Here is a 20,825-nt window from a genome sequence, read left to right on the forward strand (position 1 = left end):
AATATAGCGCACAGAAAAGGCTTTCCGCCAAGTCCTCAGGAGACTTGAAAGAAAGCCTGTGTTATATATTGTGTAGAGAATAGGGCGAATCTTACCGCTGCTCCCCTCTCCCTTCAAAAGGCTGCCAACCATCCAGGCCGGATAGAATCAGAGGTACAGCGTACTCCGCCGCTTCCTGTTCGGTCAGCATTTTGGCCCAAGGAACACGATCAGCAGCACGTCCGGCACCAGGACCGGCACTGTTATATTCCGCATACTGAACGGTCTGCTCTGCATCTGTCTTGTTCCAGTTATGCCATCCCTCTCGCTTCACATGAGCGCCGATCCAGCAGTTCAGAAAACAGACTTTGGCATGATGACGCCACGGTCTGCCCAGATACACCGACTGCGGCGGAGCATTGCTTGTCAGATCACAGTCCAGAAATACATAGCCGTAACGCACATCCTCTGGCGTAGATGCTGCGGTAATCCAACCGTTCACTTGCCCATCCGCAGCCTCCGCTTCAGTCAGACGATTCTTCGTAAAGATCTCGCAGCCCTTAAATACCACCGTAGCCGAGCCAAAAATAAAATCGATATCGCCTTCGATGTAACAGTCCTCGAAATACTGCCGCAGTTTACGCCGCTCGGCACCATCGCGTGGCCCGCCAAAGTAACTGCGATCCATGGGCTGCTCCGGCAGCGGGCCGGTGAAGATCGTATCCTGGTGGCCGATCAGACGACAGCGGCGAAAGATCGTCCGGTCTCCATCTACGTAAACGGCCAGCGCCTGACCAACCTCCTTGCCCGGCCCGGCAGCATTTACGAAGGAAATGCCCTCTGCCGTGAAATCATCAGCACCGATAAAAGCGGTATAGGAATGAAACGTATGATATGGCGACCCATCCGGGAACTTCTTGAGTGCATGATCATCATACGTAATGATCGTCTGCTCTGCCCCCTCACCAATCATGTGAATGCCCGGCTTCTCCATATGCAGCTTCTCATGATACACGCCGGCTTTCACTCGAATCGGAACGTTTCCGATGCCATTCTCCGGCAGCGCATCGACTGCAGCCTGAATCGTCACATAATCCCCCGTCCCGTCTGAAGCAACAGTCAGACAGGGAGTCGATGATTCCAATGCTGTATTCGGCAATCTCTGCTGTGTCATGGCAATCGCTCCATTTCCAGTGCTGCCAGCAGAAGCGGAGCCACACCCATAAAGGAATCGCTTACAACCGCTTCGCTTACATAGTAGTTGTACGAGCCATCCCGATCCAGGCTTAGTCCTGCGCCATGACAGATCCCGTTTAACCGAACGCCGTCAGCCGTCTCCTCCACCAATCTGGAGGACAGTCCTTGCCATCCCTTCTCCGCCGCAGCTCTGAAATGCGGCTCCAGATACCTTAGCCGCACACCCTTCGCAAGTGCATATACAAACATGCTTGACCCGGATGCTTCCAGATAGTTACCTTTGCGGAAGCCCTGATCCAGCACCTGGAACCATAACCCGCTCTCCTGCTCCTGCACGCGAACCAAAGCATGGCACATCCGTTCAAAGATACCAATGATGGTTCCGCGCTTTGGATGATTCACGGGAAAATGTTCCACGCTGTCCACAATCGCCATGGCATACCAGCCCATTGCCCGGCTCCAGAAGTGTGGCGAGCACCCTGTCGATGAATCGGCCCAGACCTGCTCCTTCGATTCATCCCAACCATGATAGAGCAGTCCGGTCCGGGGATCACGGGTCTGGCGTTCGATCAGCAGAATCTGGTGTGCCACTTCATCCCATAACTCCGGACAATCGAACTGCTTCGCATATTGAGCCAGAAAAGGTGACGACATATACAGGCCGTCCAGCCACATCTGGAATGGATAGATTTTTTTGTGCCAGAAGCCACCCTCCGACGTTCGAGGTTGCCCTGCAAGCTGTGCGGCCAAGAGATGCGCTGCTTCTGCGTAACGCTGATCTTCAGCACCATTCAGCAATGCAAACAGGTTTTTTCCCTGATTAATCTGATCCAGATTATATTCTTCCAAAGTATACGTGCCAATAGAACCATCTGGCTGGATATACAAGTCCATATGTTTTTTCATAAAATCAACATACTCTTGCTTGCCACAATACTGCCCGGTTCGTGCCATTGCCATCAAGGTCATGCCTTCCACGTATGCCCATCGTCCCGAAGGGAACGCATGATAACCGTCCCCGTCACATTGCTGGATGATCGTTGCTGCAATTCGCTCAGACCAGGATAACTGCGTCTGTACCTGCATAAGCAATTCCTCCTTGAATGTTGTATCCACCTAATACATGTATGACTAACGGATAACCGCTTCACTCTTGCTTATTGTCGGCACATTGCCGTTGAATTGCGAAGGTTCAGCTTGGGCTGAATGACTACCGGAACGTCGATCTGTTCATCACGGATTAACGAAACAATCAGCTCGGCTGCCTGCACGGCCAGTTCATCCAGAGACGGGCCAATCGTCGTTAAGGCTACTTCAGCATACTGCATATCCGGCAGATCATCATACCCGATTAACGAGATATCGCGTGGAACGCTATAACCTGCCTCAAGCAAAGCCCGGAGCGCACCTCGGGTGACCAGGTTGTTCAGCCCAATAAACGCTGTTGGCGACTCCGGCCCAAACGTATGATTCCGTATGGCAAAATACCCGTCTTCCCAGGAGGAATACGCTGGCAGCACATGGTCTTCATTAAAAGCCAGACCCGTACGCTGCAACGCTTCCCGGTATCCCTCCAGTTTAATATTCTGCGAGTTGCCGATGAACCCGATTCGGCTGTGACCCAGCGATTTTAGATGCTCGACTGCTTTGAACAGCCCTTCTTTGCGATCAATCTTGATGTATGGAGAGTTCGGCGCTTCATCTGTACCTAGCACAAAACACGGCATGTTAAGTGTCGCGAACTTTTTCCAGAACATCTCCCGATTGTCCAGTGCATAGTCCCACAGAATACATCCGTCCACACGCAGCTGGCTGAAGACATCCACGCCATCATCCGCCACAACCAGGATCATCTGATATCCCCGCTTCTTCAGCTCGGTGTGCAGACGGCCGGAGATGTTCGAGAATAACGGATTGCTCAGTTCATCCAGCACAAAACCGATGATGTTGCTCCTGCCGGTGGAAAGTTGCCGGGCCAGCATATTTTTCCGATATTGATGTTTCTCCGCGACCGCAAGCACCTTCTGCTTCGTAGCCGGTTTGATTCGGGGATCATCATTCAGCGCCTTTGATACCGTGCTATAGCTCACCCCCGCCAGTTTGGCAATGTCTTTAATGGTTATCAAAATCAATCAACACCTCTCATACGCCTAGAACCCTAATTTTCTATTTCTGTGCAGCCTTATAACGATCATATTGTGCCTGTCTGCCTGCAATAACCTGCTCTATATTCATCTTTTTCAACGTCTCAATATAACTGTCAAACTGGTCCAGACTGGCATCACCGCTAATAAACTTAAAGTTCATCTCTTCCACATAGGTGGTGATGTCAGGCATCGCCATGCTCTCCACGCTCGCTTCATCCGGCAGGGCATAGACAAACGGGAACGGCTCACGGACATACGGCTCCAGTTCCTTATCCATCTTCGCATGCCAAGGGGCCACGACGGAATCGGCAGAATCGGTCGATTGGATATTCGGCAGATTCACCGGACCGATGCCAAGCTTCTGGATGTATTCATTGTCCTTGCCTTTATCCGTAAATGTCTTCAAGCCATTCTCTTCCGTATACGTGTCATCCTTGATGCCCCACGTATAATACGTCTGTGCCTCTTCACTTACCGCATAATCCAGGAAGCGGAAAGCCAGCTCCGGATTTTTGCTATCCCGCGTGATACCGAAGATGCCGCTAACCGGGGTACGACCGATGTAGAACTGATCGCCATGCGGTCCTTTCAGTGGCAGAATGCCTTTGATGATTGGCTCTTCCGGATTGTAATCCTTGAACAGCGGGCTGTAGACCATCGACATGTACCAGCTGAAATTAAATGTGGCTCCTGTCACATCCTGAGAGATACGCGATGTGACCTGATCACTCGTAGTACTCGCATAATCCACCCCAAGCAGACCTTCCTTGTACAGTCCATTCAGATAGGTCAGGTATTCCTTGTACGCTGGCTCATAATAACTGAAATGCACCTTGCCCTGATCGTCTGCATAAAACTGGTTGGACAGATCGAGACCAAACGCGGGGCCAAAGGCCATTGACACAAATTTTGCTTCCATGGACAGCGGAATCTCATCGGCTTTTCCGTTGCCGTTCGGGTCGTCTGTCTTGAACTTGCGCAGCATCGCCGTAAATTCATCCAGCGTGGTTGGCTCGCTTAATCCCAACTTATCGAGCCAGCGCACATTAACCATAAATACCGGCATGTAGTTGCGGGTTAACGTCTGCTGCGGGATATAATACATTTTACCATCTGGTGTCGTTAAACTGGCTTTGACCGAAGGCGACTTTTCATATATTTTTTTGAGATTCACGCCGTATTTCTCCACCAGATCATTAATCGGAATGAACAGACCGCTGTTAATGTATTTCATCAGTTGATCCTGATCCGGCAGGTACACGATATCGGGCAAGCCGGTACCGGCAGCCAGCCTCGGATTGACGGCATCCGCATAATTCTGCGGCGGAATCAGATCCCAATCGACCGTCACACCGGCATTGCTCTCAATTTTCTTCACAATGGCGGCGGTAGACAGATCCACATTGGTCGTCCATGCGTTGGTGCCGAGAACAGACAACTTGGCATCCGTCTGATCCGTTACCGGTCCTGCTCCGGTATAATTGAAGGTTGGCTCCGAAGTGGATGGGGTACTCCCCGCATCGGTTCCCGCCCCTGTTCCGCCGCTACATCCCGCTAGGCTGATTGCCAGTATCGCTGCGATTACACTTTTTCTTCCTGCCCCTTTAAATCTCATCCATCATTCCTCCTTGGTATGAACCATTCTGAACTCCCTTGAATGACATGACACTTAAGCAATAAAAGCTATCCTTTCACGGCTCCGAGGGTGATCCCCTTAACGAAGTACCGTTGGATAAACGGGTAGATCGTAACAATAGGCAGAATGCTGACCACAATGGATACATAACGAACCTGAAGGGAGGAGACCGCCAGCGCACCAGATGTCATCGTACCGCCCATCTTCTGCATCACTTCCGGCGAAGCCATGATCAGCACCCTTCGCAGGAACATCTGTAAGGGCTGCATATCCTGTTTGCCCAGATATAATAGGGCCGTGAAAAAGTTGTTCCAGTGGAATACCGCATAGTATAGCGTGAGCACAGCCAGTGTTGGCTTGATGATCGGAACCGCCAGACGATACAGCATTGTCATCTCATTGGCCCCGTCTATACTGGCACTTTCAAAAATCTCATTCGGAATGCCTTCAAAGGCCGAACGGCAGATCATGACGTTAAACGTAATCACCAGCACAGGCAGCACCATGACCCAGCGGGTATTGTACAGCCCAAGCGAGGTAATCAGCATGTAGACCGGAATGAGTCCACCCGAGAAATACATGGTGAAAGCGATGAAAAAGTTCAGCTTGCGACGCAAGAAAAACTGCTGTCTGGATAACGGAAACGCGGCAAGACATGTTGCCACAATATTCAACAGTGTGCCTACCACGGTGTACCAGAGGGTGTTGTAGAACGACACCCATAACTCCTTGTATTGCAGTACCATTTGGTAACCTGACAGGGTAAAGCCAACGGGCCACAATACAACTTTTTGTTTGTCGATGGCATCCACCGAGCTGAATGAAATACTAATGACGTACAGAAAGGGATACAACGTGACAACAACCGCCAGTATGGTCAGCAGGTAGACACCTCCGTAGAACAAACGGTCACTTCTCGATTTTTGCATACAGGTCTCCTTTGGTCCGGGTTATAGTCTTACCAGAGTGACATCTTGGTCAGGCGGCGGGTCATGGAATTGGCAGCAAACACAAGGACAAAGGTGATGATGGAGTTGAACAAGCCGACCGCTGTGGCGAAGCCGTAATTCTGGCCCTCAATCCCCATCCGGTATACATAGGTGGACAAGACATCAGCCGCTTCGTAGGTGGCTCCGTTGTAGAGCAGATATACTTTCTCGAAGCCTACGCTCATAATGCCGCCAAGCGACAGAAGCAGAAGAATGACAATGGTTGGTTTGATACTGGGAAGGGTCAGGTGCCATAGCTCCTGGAATTTGTTGACGCCGTCAATTTTGCCGGAATCATACATCTCGGGGTCGATCCCCATAATGGCTGCAATGTAGATGATGGAGCTGAAGCCAAAGCTCTGCCAGATGTCGGAACTTGTGAAGATGGTGCGGAACCAGCTGGCATCCATCATGAAATTCACTTTTTCCATGCCAAGACTCGCGATGAGGGTGTTCACGATACCGTCTGTTGGTGAAAGGAAGTTAATAATCATACCGGCTACAACAACAGTGGAAATGAAGTGAGGAAGGTACGTAACCGTCTGGGCAAATCGCTTGAATGTCCGATTCTTTATCTCTACGATGCAGACTGCGAACAGAATGGGAATCGAGAAGCCAAACAAGAGTGGCAGAAATGCAAGCAAAAACGTGTTGCGCAGCAGCCGCCAGAAGTAAATGGAATTCACGAACTGTTCGAACCAGCGCAGCCCCACCCATTCCCCGCTGAGCATGCCCTGACCGGGCAAGAAATTACGAAATGCCAACAGCACGCCAGGCATCGGAAGGTACATGAAGATGAGGTAATACAGAAAAATAGGCGAAAACATCAACAGCAAATACTTATCCCGTCTAATCAGGCTGAACAGCGTAGACATGCGTTTTTTCAACGTGAGACACTTCCCTTCGCTACATAATTACAACGTTTGAATTTTTGAATAAAAATGAACTGTCATTTCACTGACGTATTTGTTATTCATTCCATCCACGTTTTGTAACAACCTATAATATTCTGCGTAAAACGAGATATTTGCTCGAATTAGTCCTCCTTACACCGTAGTTCTGTCTTTTCAATAATTTCCAAAACCATAATTACAACGTTGTAATTTTAATCTAAATGTATACGCTTACATAAACTTTTTTCCCATCTTAGCAAAGTCTCCATCGTTTGGCAACAACAAAAATCAGTGTCATGCTGTAACGTACTAAATACAGTCTCGCATACGCGAGACTGCCCATTAAAATCTACACCTGATTCCGATATTGCATCGGTGTCATAACATACACTCGCTGAAAGGCTCTATATAACTGGCTGACGCTGGAGAATCCCAGATCATAACTGATTGTGGTCACTGAATCTGTTGTAAGGCGGAGCCTTCTGGAAGCTTCTTCTACGCGCAAATTCAGCAAATATTGATACGGGGTGGTTCCCGTAAGAGCCTTGAAAGAACGCATAAAATGATGCCGACTCTGATGCGCGACCATCGCCATCGAATCAATATCCATTGGACCTGTATAGGCACTGTGAATGTACTCCAGCACCCGGCGGAGATGAGGGTCCATACATGTACGATTATCTACAATCGCTTTTCCATTTTCCTGCCCCATCAACATGCGCCTTAGATACATCTCGACCGCCAGTTCTGTTTCCTGTACTTGGAGCGAATCCGGCATGTCATCTACCAAAATGGAGTTCCAACCTCGGAACAGACTACTGATCTCCGTTGGATCAAAAGTATGGGTGGATCGAAACTCAGCTTGTCCGCTACTAATCTCCCCACTCGCGTAACTGCCTAATGGCGGTTTACGGAACTTGATCACGATGACAGCCGAATCCGAACCTATTTCAAAATAATGCTCGGTCTGGGGATGAGCAATAATCCCCTTGCCTGCGTTCAGAGGGTATGCGTGCCGTTCCTGTACCAGATGACATTGGCCTCTGATCGGCAACGTTAGTTGATACCAGTCATCATGCACATGAGGTTCATTCGCGAACCCTCCGGTAGCTTTCCATAATTCCAACCCATTTAACGTCATGTTTAATTCCATCGTTTCCTCACCTGCTGACATTATAGCAAATCGTGCTCACTTTCCAAGCACTTTTCACAAAGACAATGCATGACCGTATCTTTTATCATAGAAAAAAATAATTCGAGGTGATCTCCCATGGCTCAGGCTACTTTAAGCAAAATGCAAATCAACTCCTCCGCCAATTGGGCACTTGCCGGAGTCAGCTTCGCCCATCTGCTGAATGATGCGATGCAGACCGTGGTTCCGTCTGCTTTCCCATTATTCCAGCAGACCATGCAGCTCAGTTTCGCCCAGATGGGCTGGATTGCCTTCACCCTGAATATTACCGCATCCGTCCTTCAGCCACTGGTCGGTTATATGTCAGATCGCAAACCCATGCCGATTCTGCTTCCCGGAGGCATGTTATTCTCCCTGATCGGTGTGCTCGGCTTAGCCTTGTCTTCCGAGTTATGGATGCTGCTTGTTTCTGCAGCACTGATTGGCATAGGCTCATCCATCCTCCACCCCGAGTCCTCACGCGTGGCTCATATGGCAGCAGGACGTGGACGTGGAATGGCGCAATCGATCTTCCAGGTGGGAGGCAACACAGGACAGGCGATTGCTCCATTACTGGTCGCCTTCATCCTACTGCCACATGGGCAGCGTAGTTTTCTATGGCTGATGGGCTTTGCCCTGATCGGCATCTTCATTCAATCTATTGTCAGTCGTTGGTACAGAGACAAGCTTGCCGAGACTCGCATTCGTCAGCAACAACCTTTAAAATCAAGCAGCGCAGAACCAATAGCTCGACCTATGAGCAGGGGATTCATCGCTTTTACAATGGGAATTCTTATCCTGCTGTTATTCTCCAAATTCGTATATATTGCTGGCATGACCGGATATTACGCCTTCTATTACGCGGATGCATATGACTTGCCGCTCTCCCAGGCACAGATCTGTCTGTTTATTTTGCAATTTGCAGGCATGATCGGAACCTTGCTCGGCGGCCCACTCGCTGATCGTTATGGTCGTAAACCGATGATCTGGTTCTCCATTGCAGGTACTGCACCGTTTTCGCTATTCTTGCCTTATGCAGGACCCGTCTTGTCCATGGTATTGTGCGGAATGATTGGACTAATCCTGATGTCCGGCTTCAGCGTCATCATTGTCTATGCACAGGAATTGCTTCCTCGGCATATTGGAACGGTATCCGGGTTATTTTTTGGCTTGTCATTCGGAATGGCTGGACTTGGCTCGGTTGTGCTGGGTTCCTTAATTGATGTGACCAGCGTTGCATTTGTTATCAAGTTATGTTCGTTTTTGCCACTGCTTGGTGTGTGTGCCGTATTTCTGCGCAAGGACCAACCAAGAACAGCATGATAACCGTTGAAACCTCACTGATGTTGTGACTACAATACACCTAGGACAATCGAGGATAACAGAAGGAGGGAATAACGCATGATTATTGATGTACAGCATGTCACTTGGAAAAGGGGACCTCTTACCCTGCTGAACGATGTAAGCTGGCAGGTTAATGACGGTGAACACTGGGCGTTGCTTGGCCTGAATGGCTCCGGCAAAACAACACTCCTGAACATGATCACCGGTTATCTCTGGCCGACCGAAGGCAAAATATCCGTGTTAGGCCATGAATATGGGGATGTGGATCTGAGGCAGCTCCGCAAATCCATCGGCTGGGTCAGTTCATCTCTGCAAGAGAAATTGTACGGCACGGATCGCACACAATATGTCGTAATCAGCGGAAAACATGCCACCATTGGCTTGTATGACAAGCTATCGGATGATGATCTGGATGAGGCACAGGGATTGATGCAAACGCTGGGCTGTCAGCACCTGTGGGATCGCGAATATCGTACCTGTTCTCAAGGTGAGAAACAGAAACTTCTTATTGCCCGAGCACTCATGGCCAATCCACGCGTACTTATTCTGGACGAGCCTTGCAATGGACTGGATCTGTTCTCAAGAGAACGACTGCTGGAGAGCATTCGTGAATTGTCACAGCGTCCAGACACCCCTTCGCTCATCTACGTCACCCATCATACCGAGGAAATATTGCCAGTGTTCGGTCACAGCCTCTTGCTACGTAGAGGTGAAATCGTGAATTGCGGATTAACGAGTAAGCTGATGAACACCGAAGTGCTGAGCGACTTCTTCGAGGCCCCTGTGGAAGTTGATCGGCACGGGGAACGTGTGTATGTCAGAGCTGCGGCGGATTCATAATTACGGGGTTATACACAGCAAACGCAACATAGGTGAAGAAACCTAACAGTAAAAGCCCAATATCTTATCCACATGTGGATAGATTTTGGACTTTTAACTGCTATATCTAGTGTTATCCACCGTTTTCTGTGTAGAACTTTCTAATTTATGAGTATAACTTAGTTATTCCATCTGTTTCTTCTCCGCGATCTATTTCCGGGCACTTAAAAACAGAAACAATGGAATACGCTGCCTGCGCAGATAGGTTTCCTCGTTTACAAAATAGGCACGTTGTGGTGCTGACTCGCGTAAATGTTCTACATGGAACCCTGCACGTAGCAAGGCCATAAAATACGATTCAATGGAACGATGCATCTTTTTTACAGAACCGCCCAGCCACTGCTGCTCACGAAATCCTTCTACAAAATACTGATCAACTACCCAGTCCGTTCGTGTCCCGGAAGGTTGCAATGTGGACGTGATCACAGGATGTTCTACCGAGAACACAAATGTCCCGTTCTCTTTCAACGTATTGTATATGTTCCGGAACAGGCTCTCCACATCCTCAATATAGTGAACAGCCAGTCTCGATATCACCAGATCGTACACTTCGGCCGGGTAGGTCCAATCTTCCATGAACGCTTGCTCAATCCGGGCATTCCATCCTTTTACGGATTCGTTAGCTGCCTGAATCATATTCACCGAACCCTCAATTCCCGTATACGTCGCACCTTCGCGCTCCCTGCTCAGCAATTCTGCGGCGAACCTTGCATCCCCGCAACCGAGGTCTAGTATATTCTTGCCAGCAACATCTCCGATCAACTCCAGCATCACCGGCTTTTCCAGTGTATCATTGGCGTTCTCCTGCCACTTGCGACGTTCCATATACTTCTCAAAGTTCGCCTGATCATCGTAAAAATCCGATCCTCTATCCTTCATTCGGTGACCCTCCATTTCGAGATAAGAATGATCCTCTTTACAGCCTGTATGAGTATACAGAATATGGATGTGCGTGGCTATAACAAAAAAAGCTGTTGTCTGGAGTTATCCAGCAAACAGCCTTGCTGCCTTACACTTCTACCATTTTCGCCGCTTAGCCAAAACGTTCTGTTTTGTACCATTTGCTCTCGCGTTTCCGAATCTTGTCCATAATCAAGGAGTAGAATGCCTTGATCGAGATCAGGATGAACAGCTGTGCATACGTGAAGTAGGACACGCAGGCATAGATGAAATTACGGGTATTGCTCTGTCCAATATCTGCGGCAAGTGCCAAATTGATCTGCAACACGTAAATAAAGTACATGAGCGCCCAACCAATGACCAGGAACACATATGCATCGCCGGCAAACTGGAACGGTGAACTTACCTCTGGTTTAAATATGGCAATGACCTGATAGACCAGATTCACGAGAAAAATAATATCCGATACAATAATCGCAAGCATAAACCAGAAATAACTGACGGCATAATAGATAACCAACAACTTGTTACGCCAACTGGAGCGGTTAAACAGGTTATGGATATTATCCAGTACCACCTGGTAGTTCCCCTTGGCCCATCGTTCGCGCTGCTTCATGTATACACTAAGCTGTTCCGGCTCCTGCTGATAGGCTTCCGCTTGCGGCGCCAGTGCCACAAACTGTCCGCGATTCAAAATCTCGAATGATAGTGCCGTATCTTCTGTAATGGCTGTCACATCCCAGCCGCCAATCTCCCGGATCAACTCGGTTTTGATAATGTAATTCGTTCCCGGGATGGAACCCAGCTGGAACAATTCCCACAGGCCCGTGTGATACACACGTTGCGATGTAATAATCTCCAGATTGATGCATTTGGAGAGGAAATTCTGCCCTCTGTTGCGTGCTTTGTTTCTGCCAAAAACCACGCCATATTGTTCAGGGTTCTCAAGCGATTTTTGGGTCAAAAACATTAATGAATTCCGTTCAGGTGCGGCATCTGCATCAAAGATACAGATCCAATCACCCGTGGCAATTTCCAATCCGTCATTTAAAGCCCCGGACTTGCCACCTGTTCCTTTACGCTCCATTACTGTCACATTGCGATGCATATAACTAGTCTGACTGAGGAACGATCTCAGCTTCTCTGCGGTATCATCCGTACAGTTATCCGCAATAACGATGACCTGTACCTTGTCCTCCGGATAATTCAACCGCAAGATGTGCTCTACCGTCGCAACAATGACCAGACCCTCGTTGTGCGCAGGAACCATGACCGTGACTGTTGGATAATGATCCATATCTTCAGGGATCTGAATTCCTTTTTTGTCCTGTTTATTAATAAAACGAATCGCACCTGCCATAATAACAATCGACTCGAATACGGCAATCCAGATACTGAATATGGATAATATTAATATAAAATCAGCCACTTACTTTCCTCCGATCATACTTGCGAATAACTTTCGATCGAAAGCGAAGGGTTGCAATTGTTAACCAAATCGTGAATACCCCAAATATACAACTGACGGCGATACAGATCGGGATGAACCAGGACATATAGTCCACAGCGCCTCTCTCCTTCCCGTTATATATATTCTCCGATGAGATCGGTCTCCGTGTTTCGTTCTAGAGCTGCAATCACCGCATCAATGTCATCGTACTTGCTGAATTGCTCCTTCTGAAATACCAGAGCACCGGAGCGTATCACTGTTTGCAGCTCATTTCCCTTTTTATCAATAATTTGAAGATCCATGATGGCTTTTTTGATCCGCTGTGTCAGAAGTGGAAGATATTCCACATTCACCATTGGACATATGATGACAAAACGCCCACGATCCACGAAAAATTTGTAATCCTCATACCGAATCTGCTTCTGGATCGTACCCGAGATTTCAAGCAGAAACTGTGCATACCGGACTGAACCGAGAGATTCCATCACCAATGGCAAGAATTCAATCTTGAACATGGCAATGCTGAATCCATACTTTTCGGAGTATCGACGCGCAAGGTTACTATGTTTGATTAACGTATCTGCCAGAGCTCCTTTATTCCCAAGCGAGGTATCCAGATCGATTTCAGGGTTACGATCCTGCATATCCTGGAGACGCTCCACTACACGCGCACTGCGCAGCAGACTTGCCTTGATGAACGCAGCCACGGCAACGTTGGCCGGGATGAGCAACCACCAAGAGAATACAAGCACATTTGCATCAGCGTAAGTAACAAGCCACACAAAATAAGAAACCAGATATACAAACCCCGTCACGACGGATACGCCAACAGGCAGAAAAAGACCAAAAACCAAGGCACCCAGCGACACGATACTAAAAATCATATCCCCTGTAGTGTAGCTCTGATCCATGTACACTTTAAGATAAATCATCAGTTGCTGCATGAGGGCGAGTCCAATTAAAAGGGCATATCCCCACGCAATACGGCGAGTAGGTGCTTTATTCTTCATAGTTCCTTCTTTCCGTTGAATTTTTAGGACTCTTGTACAACCTCACTTCTTTTATATTGCAACAATTAATGACATGATTAGACAAAACTATGCTAACACATTCCAGAATTCATTAAATTACAAAATCATTACTTTTTAATGCTTTTCTGTAAATTAATTTCTCCCAACAAAGGAAAAAGATTATCAAACAGATGTGTGTTACCGTCAAATACATATCCACCTGGATAACGAGCGTCCTGACCACGCAACGTAATCATATGGTTATACAGCTGTTTGGCCCATTTTGGATCACCTGAACGAACAGCGAGTAAAATGGCGAGGCCATACACCGATGAAGATTCATAAGAGACGGCAGGTGTGCGTGATTCTCGCTTATACTGTCCGGGCAGCTGATGCCGGGTGCTGAACTCCTTTTTCAAAAAAGAAATGAGCTTGTCCGGTTTGCGGTCGGTCACGGTTAGATGATTCGCCACGATCAACTGGTCGATCAGATTCACCGTATCATCATACGTATATTCTTTACGAACCACATCGAAGGTCTTTGGGTAAAATACTCCATCGTCAGGCATCTTCTTCAGCAAAGCTTCGTATTTCGCGTAGGTTCCCGGTTCCACCATTTGATGTTTTTCCATCATTTGAAGAGACGGGAGATCAACATAAACCAGGCTTAGCGTATCTGTGGAGTGACCACTTGAAAAATCATGGAAATCCACCAAATATCCTCGCTGCTGAGCTGACTGTGTTAAGGCACGGGAAATGGCGGCTGCGGTCGTAAGCTTCGCCTCTCTCCCTTCCTCCCACTGATCTGCTGCCTCCAATAGGGCACTTATAATGCGAAGATCGTCGCCAAGTGCATTGGTCGTTACATGGGATTCACCCTTGGCATCCAGCTTCCAGGCTATATAAGGATTTGGCGGCGTGAGAAAATAGGTCTTCAATTGCTCGTAGCTCTGCTCAAACAATGCCTGATCATCACTCGTTACGGCGTACTGCATCCACAGGCCAAGGGACTCGGACAATGCCTCTCTGCCTGCAACGGTATCTGCCCTCTTCGATGTTGCACCCTGCAAATATGTGGCCGGTGTACCATTCGGGTTGGTCATATGATTTTCAATAAAAGAAACTGTCGGGGATACTCCATTCATCAGGAAGCGCTCCCTTAGTAACAATATGCTTGCCACTGTAACAGTAATCAGCAGCAACACCAGCCATGTTCGTTTTTTTCGGAATATCATCCTTACGCCATTCCTCCTGCTTGTGTACGACAAAGAAACAACAACGCCCCTGGTTGAGGATTTCAACCTATCAAAAGTGTGCACTTATTCTTTACTATCCATGTACGATCTTCGTCCACCCTTTTTGACAAATTTCCAGTCCACCTCGATATTATGGCGCATTCGACGGAGAAGCATGACCGCGGTCTCGATCTCTTCCTCGGTCAGACCATCCAGGGTCACCTGATCCGAATGCACACCTTCTTTTCGAATAAATTCCCATGCTTCAAGCCCAGCTTCGGTGGGATACAACACCTTATTCTTCTTATTACCCATTGCTGGCTGTTTAATAATGAATCCATCGGATTCGAGTTTGCTAATGGCTCTGGCCGCCGTTGTACGATCCACTTTGATCAGTTCAGCAAGCTGATTCGGAATGATGCCCGGATTCTCACAGATTCGATACAGATAAAGATATTGTCCACGGGACAGGTTCAGATGCTGAAACTCGACATTACTGATTGAATCCAGACAGCGGGCAATCATACCAATTTCACGCAGCACTTCTTTTTCCTCAGTCAACACGTTCACGCCCCTATAAAATTGTTGCATTCGCAACATAATTGATGGTATAACTACAGTTGAATTGGTTTCAATTTTAAACATATAGCTCAAACCGTATACATGGAACGAAAATCGTTCCACATTCCTGTTATGTACCAGTTTATCACGTCAGGATAACATTACGATCAACCAAAGGAGAAACATTCATGAATACAACGATTGTTGAAGTTAATAATCAGGAATTGCTCGATGCCTGCTTCGCCATCCGTACCGCTATTTTCGTCGAAGAACAAGGCGTGCCCGCAACGGATGAATTCGATGCTTATGATACATTAGACGCGGAGGCGCGCCACATTCTGCTCTACGTGGACGGTGTGCCTGCTGCTTCCTCCAGACTGCGCATTGTGGAACAGGTCGCCAAATTGGAACGGATCTGTGTCATGCTTGATTACCGCAAACACGGCCTGGGCCGCGTGCTGATCGACAAGCTGGAGCAGATGGCTGTTGCTGATGGTCTTGAGAAAGCAAAGCTGCACGCACAGGTACAAGCTTCCGGTTTCTACGAACGTCTCGGATATGCACCAGCGTCGGACGTATTTATGGAGGACGGCATTCCCCATCTGTTAATGACCAAAAAACTTAAATAATGACACTCCAAAAAACGCCTCCGTCATCACTTCTCAGTGATATACAGAGGCGTTTTGCATTCAGGCAACACATTCATTCATTAGTGAATCAACAACGATAAATGGCACGTACAAAGTACAGGCACTAATTATAACAACCAAATATCCTAACTTAATTGCCAGATCCGAATTGTTTCTTATCCCAGTGCCAGACGGCCTGGCTCGGATTCGGCAGCGTTGTTCTTCATTTGTTTACTGCGCAACTGTCCGCAGGCAGCATCGATATCCGTACCATGTTCCATACGTACAGTGGAGTTGATGTTGTTCTTTTTGAGCGTATCATAGAAGCCCAGAATTGATTCTTCTGTACTCCGTTGATACTGACTGTGCTCATCCACCGGGTTGTATGGGATCAGATTCACACTGACCATACTTCTGCGACTGGACAACAGTTCAGCGAGCTCCGCGGCATGCTCACGTTGATCGTTAACATCACGTAACAGGATGTACTCAAACATGATGCGTTTGTTCGTTGTAGCCAGATAATAATCCACAGCATCCATCAATTGCTCGATTGGGAAAGCCCGGTTGATCTTCATGATGTGTGTACGCAGTTCATTATTAGGTGCATGCAGAGAGATCGCCAGGTTGACCTGCAGACTGCTGTCTGCAAATTCCTTGATTTTGTCCGGAAGGCCGCTCGTGGATACAGTAATCCGTTTGGCGGCAAGTGCCAGCCCTTTGCGATCCTTGATGACTTCGATGAAATCACTCATGTGCTGGAAGTTATCGAATGGTTCACCAATACCCATCACTACCACGTTGGTTACCCGCTCGTCTTGACCCGCTGCATCCAGATGTCGCTGCACATGCATAATCTGCTCCACAATCTCTCCAGCTGTCAGGTCACGGCTCTTCTTGATCAGACCGCTCGCACAGAAGCTACAGCCAATATTACAGCCCACTTGTGTGGTCACACAGACAGTAAGTCCGTATTTTTGCCGCATCAATACCGTCTCAATCAGGTTGCCGTCCTGCATCCGAAGCAAAAATTTCACGGTACCATCTGCCGATTCCTGCTTCACATGTTCGCTCAGCGAGTTCATGGTGAAATGCTCGGAAAGTACATCCAGACATTCCTGACGGACATCGGACATCGCGGGAAAATCGTGTACACGCTCTTGATATAACCATTCCCAGATCCGGGATGCACGGGATTTTTTCTGCCCATGCTCCGGTAGCCAGGAACGTAATTGCTCTAATGTTAATCCATATATGGATGATTTGTTCATTGTATAATCCTCTTTTCGCAAGAAAGCATATGGCTTATCGGTCCTACCCAAAAAACCTCTACTCCGTATTGTCCCAAAATTGACGAGGGAAAACAAGGGCTTTTGCATTTCTTCCAAGAGGTTTTATCCATGGTAAATCTGCACAATAGACCATATTTCACCCTATCGGGCCTTCACCATTAGAAGTGAATGATGCCGGATGTGTGCAGTAGAACCAGCAGAACCAGGATCGGAGCTACATAACGCAGCATGAACAGCCACACCCGGAACCATCCGGAACGCAGGCCGGAAGCTTCCGCAGCCGTTTTCCAGAAGTATCCGGCAAAAATCGTCACAAGCAGTCCACCTACAGGCAGCAGGATGTTAGATGCTACAAAGTCCATCCAGTCGAACACACTCTTCGATCCAATCGTCCATTCAGGCAGCAAGCCAATCGACAATACCGAAGGGAGTCCCACGATGAAGACCGCTAGTGAAATAACCCATACCGCACGACTGCGGCTCCAGGACAAACGTTCCATGAAATATTTCACCGGAACTTCCAGCAAGGATACTGCTGACGTCAAAGCCGCAATAGCCAGCAGTATGAAGAACAATCCGCCAAACAGGAATCCAAGAGGCATAGCTGAGAAGGCTGCCGGAAGAGCCACAAAGATCAGTGACGGTCCTTGGTCCGGTGCAATACCAAACGAGAATGTTGTTGGGAAGATGATCAGACCCGCAATGAATGCATAGATCAGGTCACCTGCACCAACGGCGACGGTTGCCGCACCGAGGGATTGATTTTTATCCACATACGAACCGTAGGTTACAAGAATACCCATCCCCAGTGACAGGGAGAAGAAGGCATGTCCAAGCGCAACCAGTGCGGATTCCGTTGTAAGCTGCGAGAAGTCCGGATTCAGGAAGAAGGAAACCCCAGCTCCTGCACCCGGCAATGTAACTGCACGAATCATCAGGATAATAAGCAGTACAAGCATAGCTGGAATCAGAACTTTGTTGAATTTCTCGATTCCGTTGGATACCCCTTTGGCTACAATCCAGCCTGTAATTAGGACCGCGACCAGTTGCCATACAATCGGCATATAGCCACCTATAAAGGAGTCGAACTGACCGGCATAATCCGGATTGTCAAACAACGTGCCGCTGAAAGACGTAATCGCATATTGCAATGTCCAGCCAGCAATAATGACATAAAAGGACAGGATGATAAATGGCGTTAATACTTGCAGCAATCCGGCTGCGAGCCAACCTTTATGTCCACCTGCTTTGATAAAAGCAGTAGCTGCACTACCTCTGCCACTGCGACCAATCGCAAGTTCAGCCAGGAGCACTGGCAGACCGATGAGTAACAAACAGACGATGAAGAGCAGGAAAAACGCTGCTCCTCCGTTCTCACCCGTAATGTACGGGAATTTCCACATGTTGCCCAGACCAACCGAACTACCAATGGCTGCAAGGATAAATCCAGCTTGGGAGAAGCGTTCTCCTTTGCCAGCGTTGTCTTGATTTAGATTAGGCTTACTAAAATTCATCGTATCTACTCCATCACTTTAAAGTTTTCCCGTAATTATATACTACTCACCTTGTCAGGTCATTCGAAATTCGAAATTTGTCGAAATGTTATTTTTTTACATAAAAAACATACGGAAATCTTCATCTCATAAGTTCCTTAAACACAGTATGTGATAAAGTCCGTTAGTCCAACCGTATGAAGTTTCAACAAATCCTTATTCCCAACCGTTCAAAGCCCAATAGAATTAAAAAGAGGTGTCCCCTCAGCCACTTGGATGACTGGGAGCACCTCTCTTTTTAAATTACACTTTAATTTGAAGTAACTCGTACTTGATAACGCCCATCGGAGCATTGACATGAATGACACTGCCCACTTCTTTGCCCATTATCTCTTTGCCCAGCGGGCTCTCGTACGAAATTTTATTATTCGCAACATCCGCCTCGGCAGGGCCAACCACTTTATATTCAATCTTCTCGGCGAACTCAATGTCATTAAGCAACACCGTCGATCCAATGCTCACTTTGTTGGAGTCTATATTGTCTGAAGAGATGACTCTTGCTTTTGTCAGCATCTTCTCCAAGATCAAAATTCGGGTCTCCATAAAGGCCTGATCATCTTTGGCTGAATGATACTCACTATTTTCCTTCAGGTCACCGTAACTGATCGCGAGTTTCAGACGAGCTGCCAATTCCTTACGCTTCACCGTCTTCAAATCCTTCAGTTCGTCCTCCAGCTTTTCCAAGCCTTCCTGTGTCAAAATCACTTCATCATTAGCCATTTTTCCATCTCCTAATCCTGCTATCTATCTATATTCTAACCTATATCCACTCCAAAGGGTTAGCATACCCCGGAAAAAGAAATAGCCCAACCATATATTGTATTTCAATGAAATCAGAACCATGTCCATCTCTTGAGATGAATTTCAAGGCTTTGTTCAATAATTGTACCGTTACAATTGGCTCAATTGATTATGTTGTTTTCATCCGTTCACTTTTACAATGAACTCAGGGCAGCAGAAGTTTATAAAGATTTGGGCTGCAGCCCACTATATGACGTGAGGTGATCTGTATGAATGAACTATTGAATACAGCTGAAATACAGGCCTATCTGAAACGGATCGGCATAGATGATATAAAGGAACCTACACTGGAATTCTTATTTGAACTCCAGCGAGCACATGTACAATATTTATCCTGGCAAACGGTCGATATTTTTGCAGGTCGTCCTGCGGGAATCAGTCTTCAAGATTCAACTCAGCTTATATTACAGGGACGCAGCGGCTACTGCTTTCATCTAAATGGTGCATTTAGTGTTCTTCTCCGATCACTGGGTTATACGGTTGATTGGCATCGCGGTGGAGTACAGCCTCATGGGGAACAACCCCGTGTGAACTCATTCCATCTCGGTCTGTCCGTGCTTCTGCCGGATGCTGACCCGACAGTTGAACGCTGGATTGTAGATGTAGGTCTCGGCGGAATGCCCTTTGAACCTCTGCTACTTCGTTATGGAACCTATGGTTCAGCTCCGTTCACGTACCAATTGATGCCATCATCTGTTGTGGCGGGGGGATGGCGGCTTGAGTACGAGCCGAATGGGCCAAGTGAAGGTGTGGACTATGCTCCTGAAGCAATTACCAGCCTAGAAGAGTTCATTCCCAAACATGAATTCTACAGTCGGGCGGCCGAATCACCTTGGCATAACGCATTTTTGCTTCGTCAGCGAGATGAGATCCGCAGTCATGAACTACGTGGATGTATGCTTCGAACACATGATATCGAAGGAATCCGGAAAACGGAGATCCAGAGTTATACCGAATGGCGTAACGTATTAACTGAAATATTCCATGAACCATTGGTGAACTACAGCGAACTGGAATGCCAGGACATGTGGGAACGAGTTCAGGCTGCGCATACGGAATGGAAACGAGTACAGGAAGCATGAAGAGAAAGATGCAGAACCTGAGGCCTTAACATGAAAAGCGAGACAACCGGCTTGCTTATTAGGGGCATCCGTATAGT

The 20,825-nt window shown here is 47.7% G+C and carries 19 protein-coding genes; 4 read left to right on the forward strand and 15 right to left on the reverse strand.

Features of this window, described 5'->3' with window-relative positions:
- Positions 1–91: 91 nt before the first annotated feature.
- The 7 genes from IFU39_RS24040 to IFU39_RS24070 all read right to left on the reverse strand — a co-directional run bounded on the left by IFU39_RS24040 (position 92) and on the right by IFU39_RS24070 (position 7,994).
- Complete coding sequence (locus IFU39_RS24040) at positions 92–1,153, reverse strand: pectinesterase family protein (RefSeq protein ID WP_192135294.1); 1,062 nt, start codon at positions 1,151–1,153, stop codon at positions 92–94.
- Positions 1,150–2,262: a glycoside hydrolase family 88/105 protein gene (locus IFU39_RS24045; RefSeq protein ID WP_192135296.1), complete on the reverse strand. Its 1,113-nt coding sequence runs from the start codon at positions 2,260–2,262 to the stop codon at positions 1,150–1,152. Before IFU39_RS24045 ends, IFU39_RS24040 begins: the two co-directional genes overlap by 4 nt.
- Before the next feature lie 71 nt (positions 2,263–2,333).
- Entirely contained in the window at positions 2,334–3,302 is a 969-nt protein-coding gene (locus IFU39_RS24050; protein WP_179198390.1) for a LacI family DNA-binding transcriptional regulator, read from the reverse strand.
- Between the two features lie 40 nt (positions 3,303–3,342).
- Positions 3,343–4,938, reverse strand: coding sequence for an extracellular solute-binding protein (locus tag IFU39_RS24055; protein ID WP_192135298.1), 1,596 nt, complete (start codon positions 4,936–4,938; stop codon positions 3,343–3,345).
- 68 nt (positions 4,939–5,006) lie between these two features.
- Positions 5,007–5,888, reverse strand: a complete 882-nt coding sequence (locus tag IFU39_RS24060; protein WP_192135300.1) for a carbohydrate ABC transporter permease — start codon at positions 5,886–5,888, stop codon at positions 5,007–5,009.
- A gap of 29 nt (positions 5,889–5,917) precedes the next feature.
- Positions 5,918–6,835, reverse strand: coding sequence for an ABC transporter permease (locus IFU39_RS24065; RefSeq protein ID WP_244661094.1), 918 nt, complete (start codon positions 6,833–6,835; stop codon positions 5,918–5,920).
- A 355-nt stretch (positions 6,836–7,190) separates the two neighbouring features.
- Positions 7,191–7,994, reverse strand: a complete 804-nt coding sequence (locus IFU39_RS24070) for a helix-turn-helix domain-containing protein (RefSeq protein WP_192135302.1) — start codon at positions 7,992–7,994, stop codon at positions 7,191–7,193.
- A gap of 117 nt (positions 7,995–8,111) precedes the next feature.
- On the opposite strand from IFU39_RS24070, the gene IFU39_RS24075 reads away from it, so the two are divergent.
- Complete coding sequence (locus IFU39_RS24075) at positions 8,112–9,335, forward strand: MFS transporter (protein ID WP_192135303.1); 1,224 nt, start codon at positions 8,112–8,114, stop codon at positions 9,333–9,335.
- A gap of 78 nt (positions 9,336–9,413) precedes the next feature.
- Positions 9,414–10,196 carry an ABC transporter ATP-binding protein gene (locus IFU39_RS24080; protein WP_192135304.1) on the forward strand — a complete coding sequence of 261 codons (783 nt, stop codon included), beginning with the start codon at positions 9,414–9,416 and terminating at the stop codon, positions 10,194–10,196.
- A 189-nt stretch (positions 10,197–10,385) separates the two neighbouring features.
- On the opposite strand, the gene IFU39_RS24085 is transcribed toward IFU39_RS24080, so the two are convergent.
- The 5 genes from IFU39_RS24085 to IFU39_RS24105 form a co-directional block, all read right to left on the reverse strand.
- Positions 10,386–11,114: a class I SAM-dependent DNA methyltransferase gene (locus tag IFU39_RS24085; protein WP_192135305.1), complete on the reverse strand. Its 729-nt coding sequence runs from the start codon at positions 11,112–11,114 to the stop codon at positions 10,386–10,388.
- Positions 11,115–11,268: 154 nt separating this feature from the next.
- Entirely contained in the window at positions 11,269–12,564 is a 1,296-nt protein-coding gene (locus IFU39_RS24090) for a glycosyltransferase family 2 protein (protein ID WP_091012428.1), read from the reverse strand.
- Positions 12,565–12,719: 155 nt separating this feature from the next.
- Entirely contained in the window at positions 12,720–13,595 is an 876-nt protein-coding gene (locus IFU39_RS24095) for a diguanylate cyclase domain-containing protein (RefSeq protein WP_192135313.1), read from the reverse strand.
- A 128-nt stretch (positions 13,596–13,723) separates the two neighbouring features.
- A complete protein-coding gene (locus IFU39_RS24100) occupies positions 13,724–14,830 on the reverse strand; it encodes a glycosyl hydrolase family 8 (RefSeq protein ID WP_192135314.1) in 1,107 nt (368 codons plus the stop codon).
- A gap of 84 nt (positions 14,831–14,914) precedes the next feature.
- On the reverse strand, positions 14,915–15,355 hold the full coding sequence (locus IFU39_RS24105) for a MarR family winged helix-turn-helix transcriptional regulator (RefSeq protein WP_244661105.1): 441 nt from the start codon (positions 15,353–15,355) through the stop codon (positions 14,915–14,917).
- 224 nt (positions 15,356–15,579) lie between these two features.
- On the opposite strand from IFU39_RS24105, the gene IFU39_RS24110 reads away from it, so the two are divergent.
- Complete coding sequence (locus IFU39_RS24110; protein ID WP_192135317.1) at positions 15,580–16,020, forward strand: GNAT family N-acetyltransferase; 441 nt, start codon at positions 15,580–15,582, stop codon at positions 16,018–16,020.
- A 176-nt stretch (positions 16,021–16,196) separates the two neighbouring features.
- Here IFU39_RS24110 and rlmN read toward each other — a convergent pair whose 3' ends face one another.
- The 3 genes from rlmN to greA all read right to left on the reverse strand — a co-directional run bounded on the left by rlmN (position 16,197) and on the right by greA (position 19,585).
- Positions 16,197–17,291, reverse strand: coding sequence for a 23S rRNA (adenine(2503)-C(2))-methyltransferase RlmN (rlmN, locus tag IFU39_RS24115; RefSeq protein WP_192135319.1), 1,095 nt, complete (start codon positions 17,289–17,291; stop codon positions 16,197–16,199).
- Between the two features lie 179 nt (positions 17,292–17,470).
- Positions 17,471–18,826 carry a sodium-dependent transporter gene (locus IFU39_RS24120; protein WP_105600467.1) on the reverse strand — a complete coding sequence of 452 codons (1,356 nt, stop codon included), beginning with the start codon at positions 18,824–18,826 and terminating at the stop codon, positions 17,471–17,473.
- 282 nt (positions 18,827–19,108) lie between these two features.
- Complete coding sequence (greA, locus tag IFU39_RS24125; protein WP_047840913.1) at positions 19,109–19,585, reverse strand: transcription elongation factor GreA; 477 nt, start codon at positions 19,583–19,585, stop codon at positions 19,109–19,111.
- A gap of 290 nt (positions 19,586–19,875) precedes the next feature.
- Here greA and IFU39_RS24130 point away from each other — a divergent pair, with 290 nt between their 5' ends.
- Positions 19,876–20,748 (forward strand): arylamine N-acetyltransferase family protein, encoded by an 873-nt coding sequence (locus tag IFU39_RS24130; protein WP_192135322.1) that lies wholly within the window; start codon positions 19,876–19,878, stop codon positions 20,746–20,748.
- The last annotated feature ends 77 nt before the right edge of the window (positions 20,749–20,825 follow it).

The organism is Paenibacillus sp. CFBP 13594, assembly GCF_014842675.1.
In the GTDB taxonomy this organism is placed as follows: domain Bacteria; phylum Bacillota; class Bacilli; order Paenibacillales; family Paenibacillaceae; genus Paenibacillus; species Paenibacillus amylolyticus_B.

Bases quoted from the DNA above. Each gene is read 5' to 3' on its own strand.
- IFU39_RS24040 (WP_192135294.1), bottom strand. From the start codon at position 1,153: ATGACACAGCAGAGATTGCCGAATACAGCATTGGAATCATCGACTCCC.
- IFU39_RS24045 (WP_192135296.1), bottom strand. From the start codon at position 2,262: ATGCAGGTACAGACGCAGTTATCCTGGTCTGAGCGAATTGCAGCAACG.
- IFU39_RS24055 (WP_192135298.1), bottom strand. From the start codon at position 4,938: ATGAGATTTAAAGGGGCAGGAAGAAAAAGTGTAATCGCAGCGATACTG.
- IFU39_RS24060 (WP_192135300.1), bottom strand. From the start codon at position 5,888: ATGCAAAAATCGAGAAGTGACCGTTTGTTCTACGGAGGTGTCTACCTG.
- IFU39_RS24070 (WP_192135302.1), bottom strand. From the start codon at position 7,994: ATGGAATTAAACATGACGTTAAATGGGTTGGAATTATGGAAAGCTACC.
- IFU39_RS24075 (WP_192135303.1), top strand. From the start codon at position 8,112: ATGGCTCAGGCTACTTTAAGCAAAATGCAAATCAACTCCTCCGCCAAT.
- IFU39_RS24080 (WP_192135304.1), top strand. From the start codon at position 9,414: ATGATTATTGATGTACAGCATGTCACTTGGAAAAGGGGACCTCTTACC.
- IFU39_RS24085 (WP_192135305.1), bottom strand. From the start codon at position 11,114: ATGAAGGATAGAGGATCGGATTTTTACGATGATCAGGCGAACTTTGAG.
- IFU39_RS24095 (WP_192135313.1), bottom strand. From the start codon at position 13,595: ATGAAGAATAAAGCACCTACTCGCCGTATTGCGTGGGGATATGCCCTT.
- IFU39_RS24100 (WP_192135314.1), bottom strand. From the start codon at position 14,830: ATGATATTCCGAAAAAAACGAACATGGCTGGTGTTGCTGCTGATTACT.
- IFU39_RS24105 (WP_244661105.1), bottom strand. From the start codon at position 15,355: ATGATTGCCCGCTGTCTGGATTCAATCAGTAATGTCGAGTTTCAGCAT.
- IFU39_RS24110 (WP_192135317.1), top strand. From the start codon at position 15,580: ATGAATACAACGATTGTTGAAGTTAATAATCAGGAATTGCTCGATGCC.
- rlmN (WP_192135319.1), bottom strand. From the start codon at position 17,291: ATGAACAAATCATCCATATATGGATTAACATTAGAGCAATTACGTTCC.
- IFU39_RS24120 (WP_105600467.1), bottom strand. From the start codon at position 18,826: ATGAATTTTAGTAAGCCTAATCTAAATCAAGACAACGCTGGCAAAGGA.
- greA (WP_047840913.1), bottom strand. From the start codon at position 19,585: ATGGCTAATGATGAAGTGATTTTGACACAGGAAGGCTTGGAAAAGCTG.
- IFU39_RS24130 (WP_192135322.1), top strand. From the start codon at position 19,876: ATGAATGAACTATTGAATACAGCTGAAATACAGGCCTATCTGAAACGG.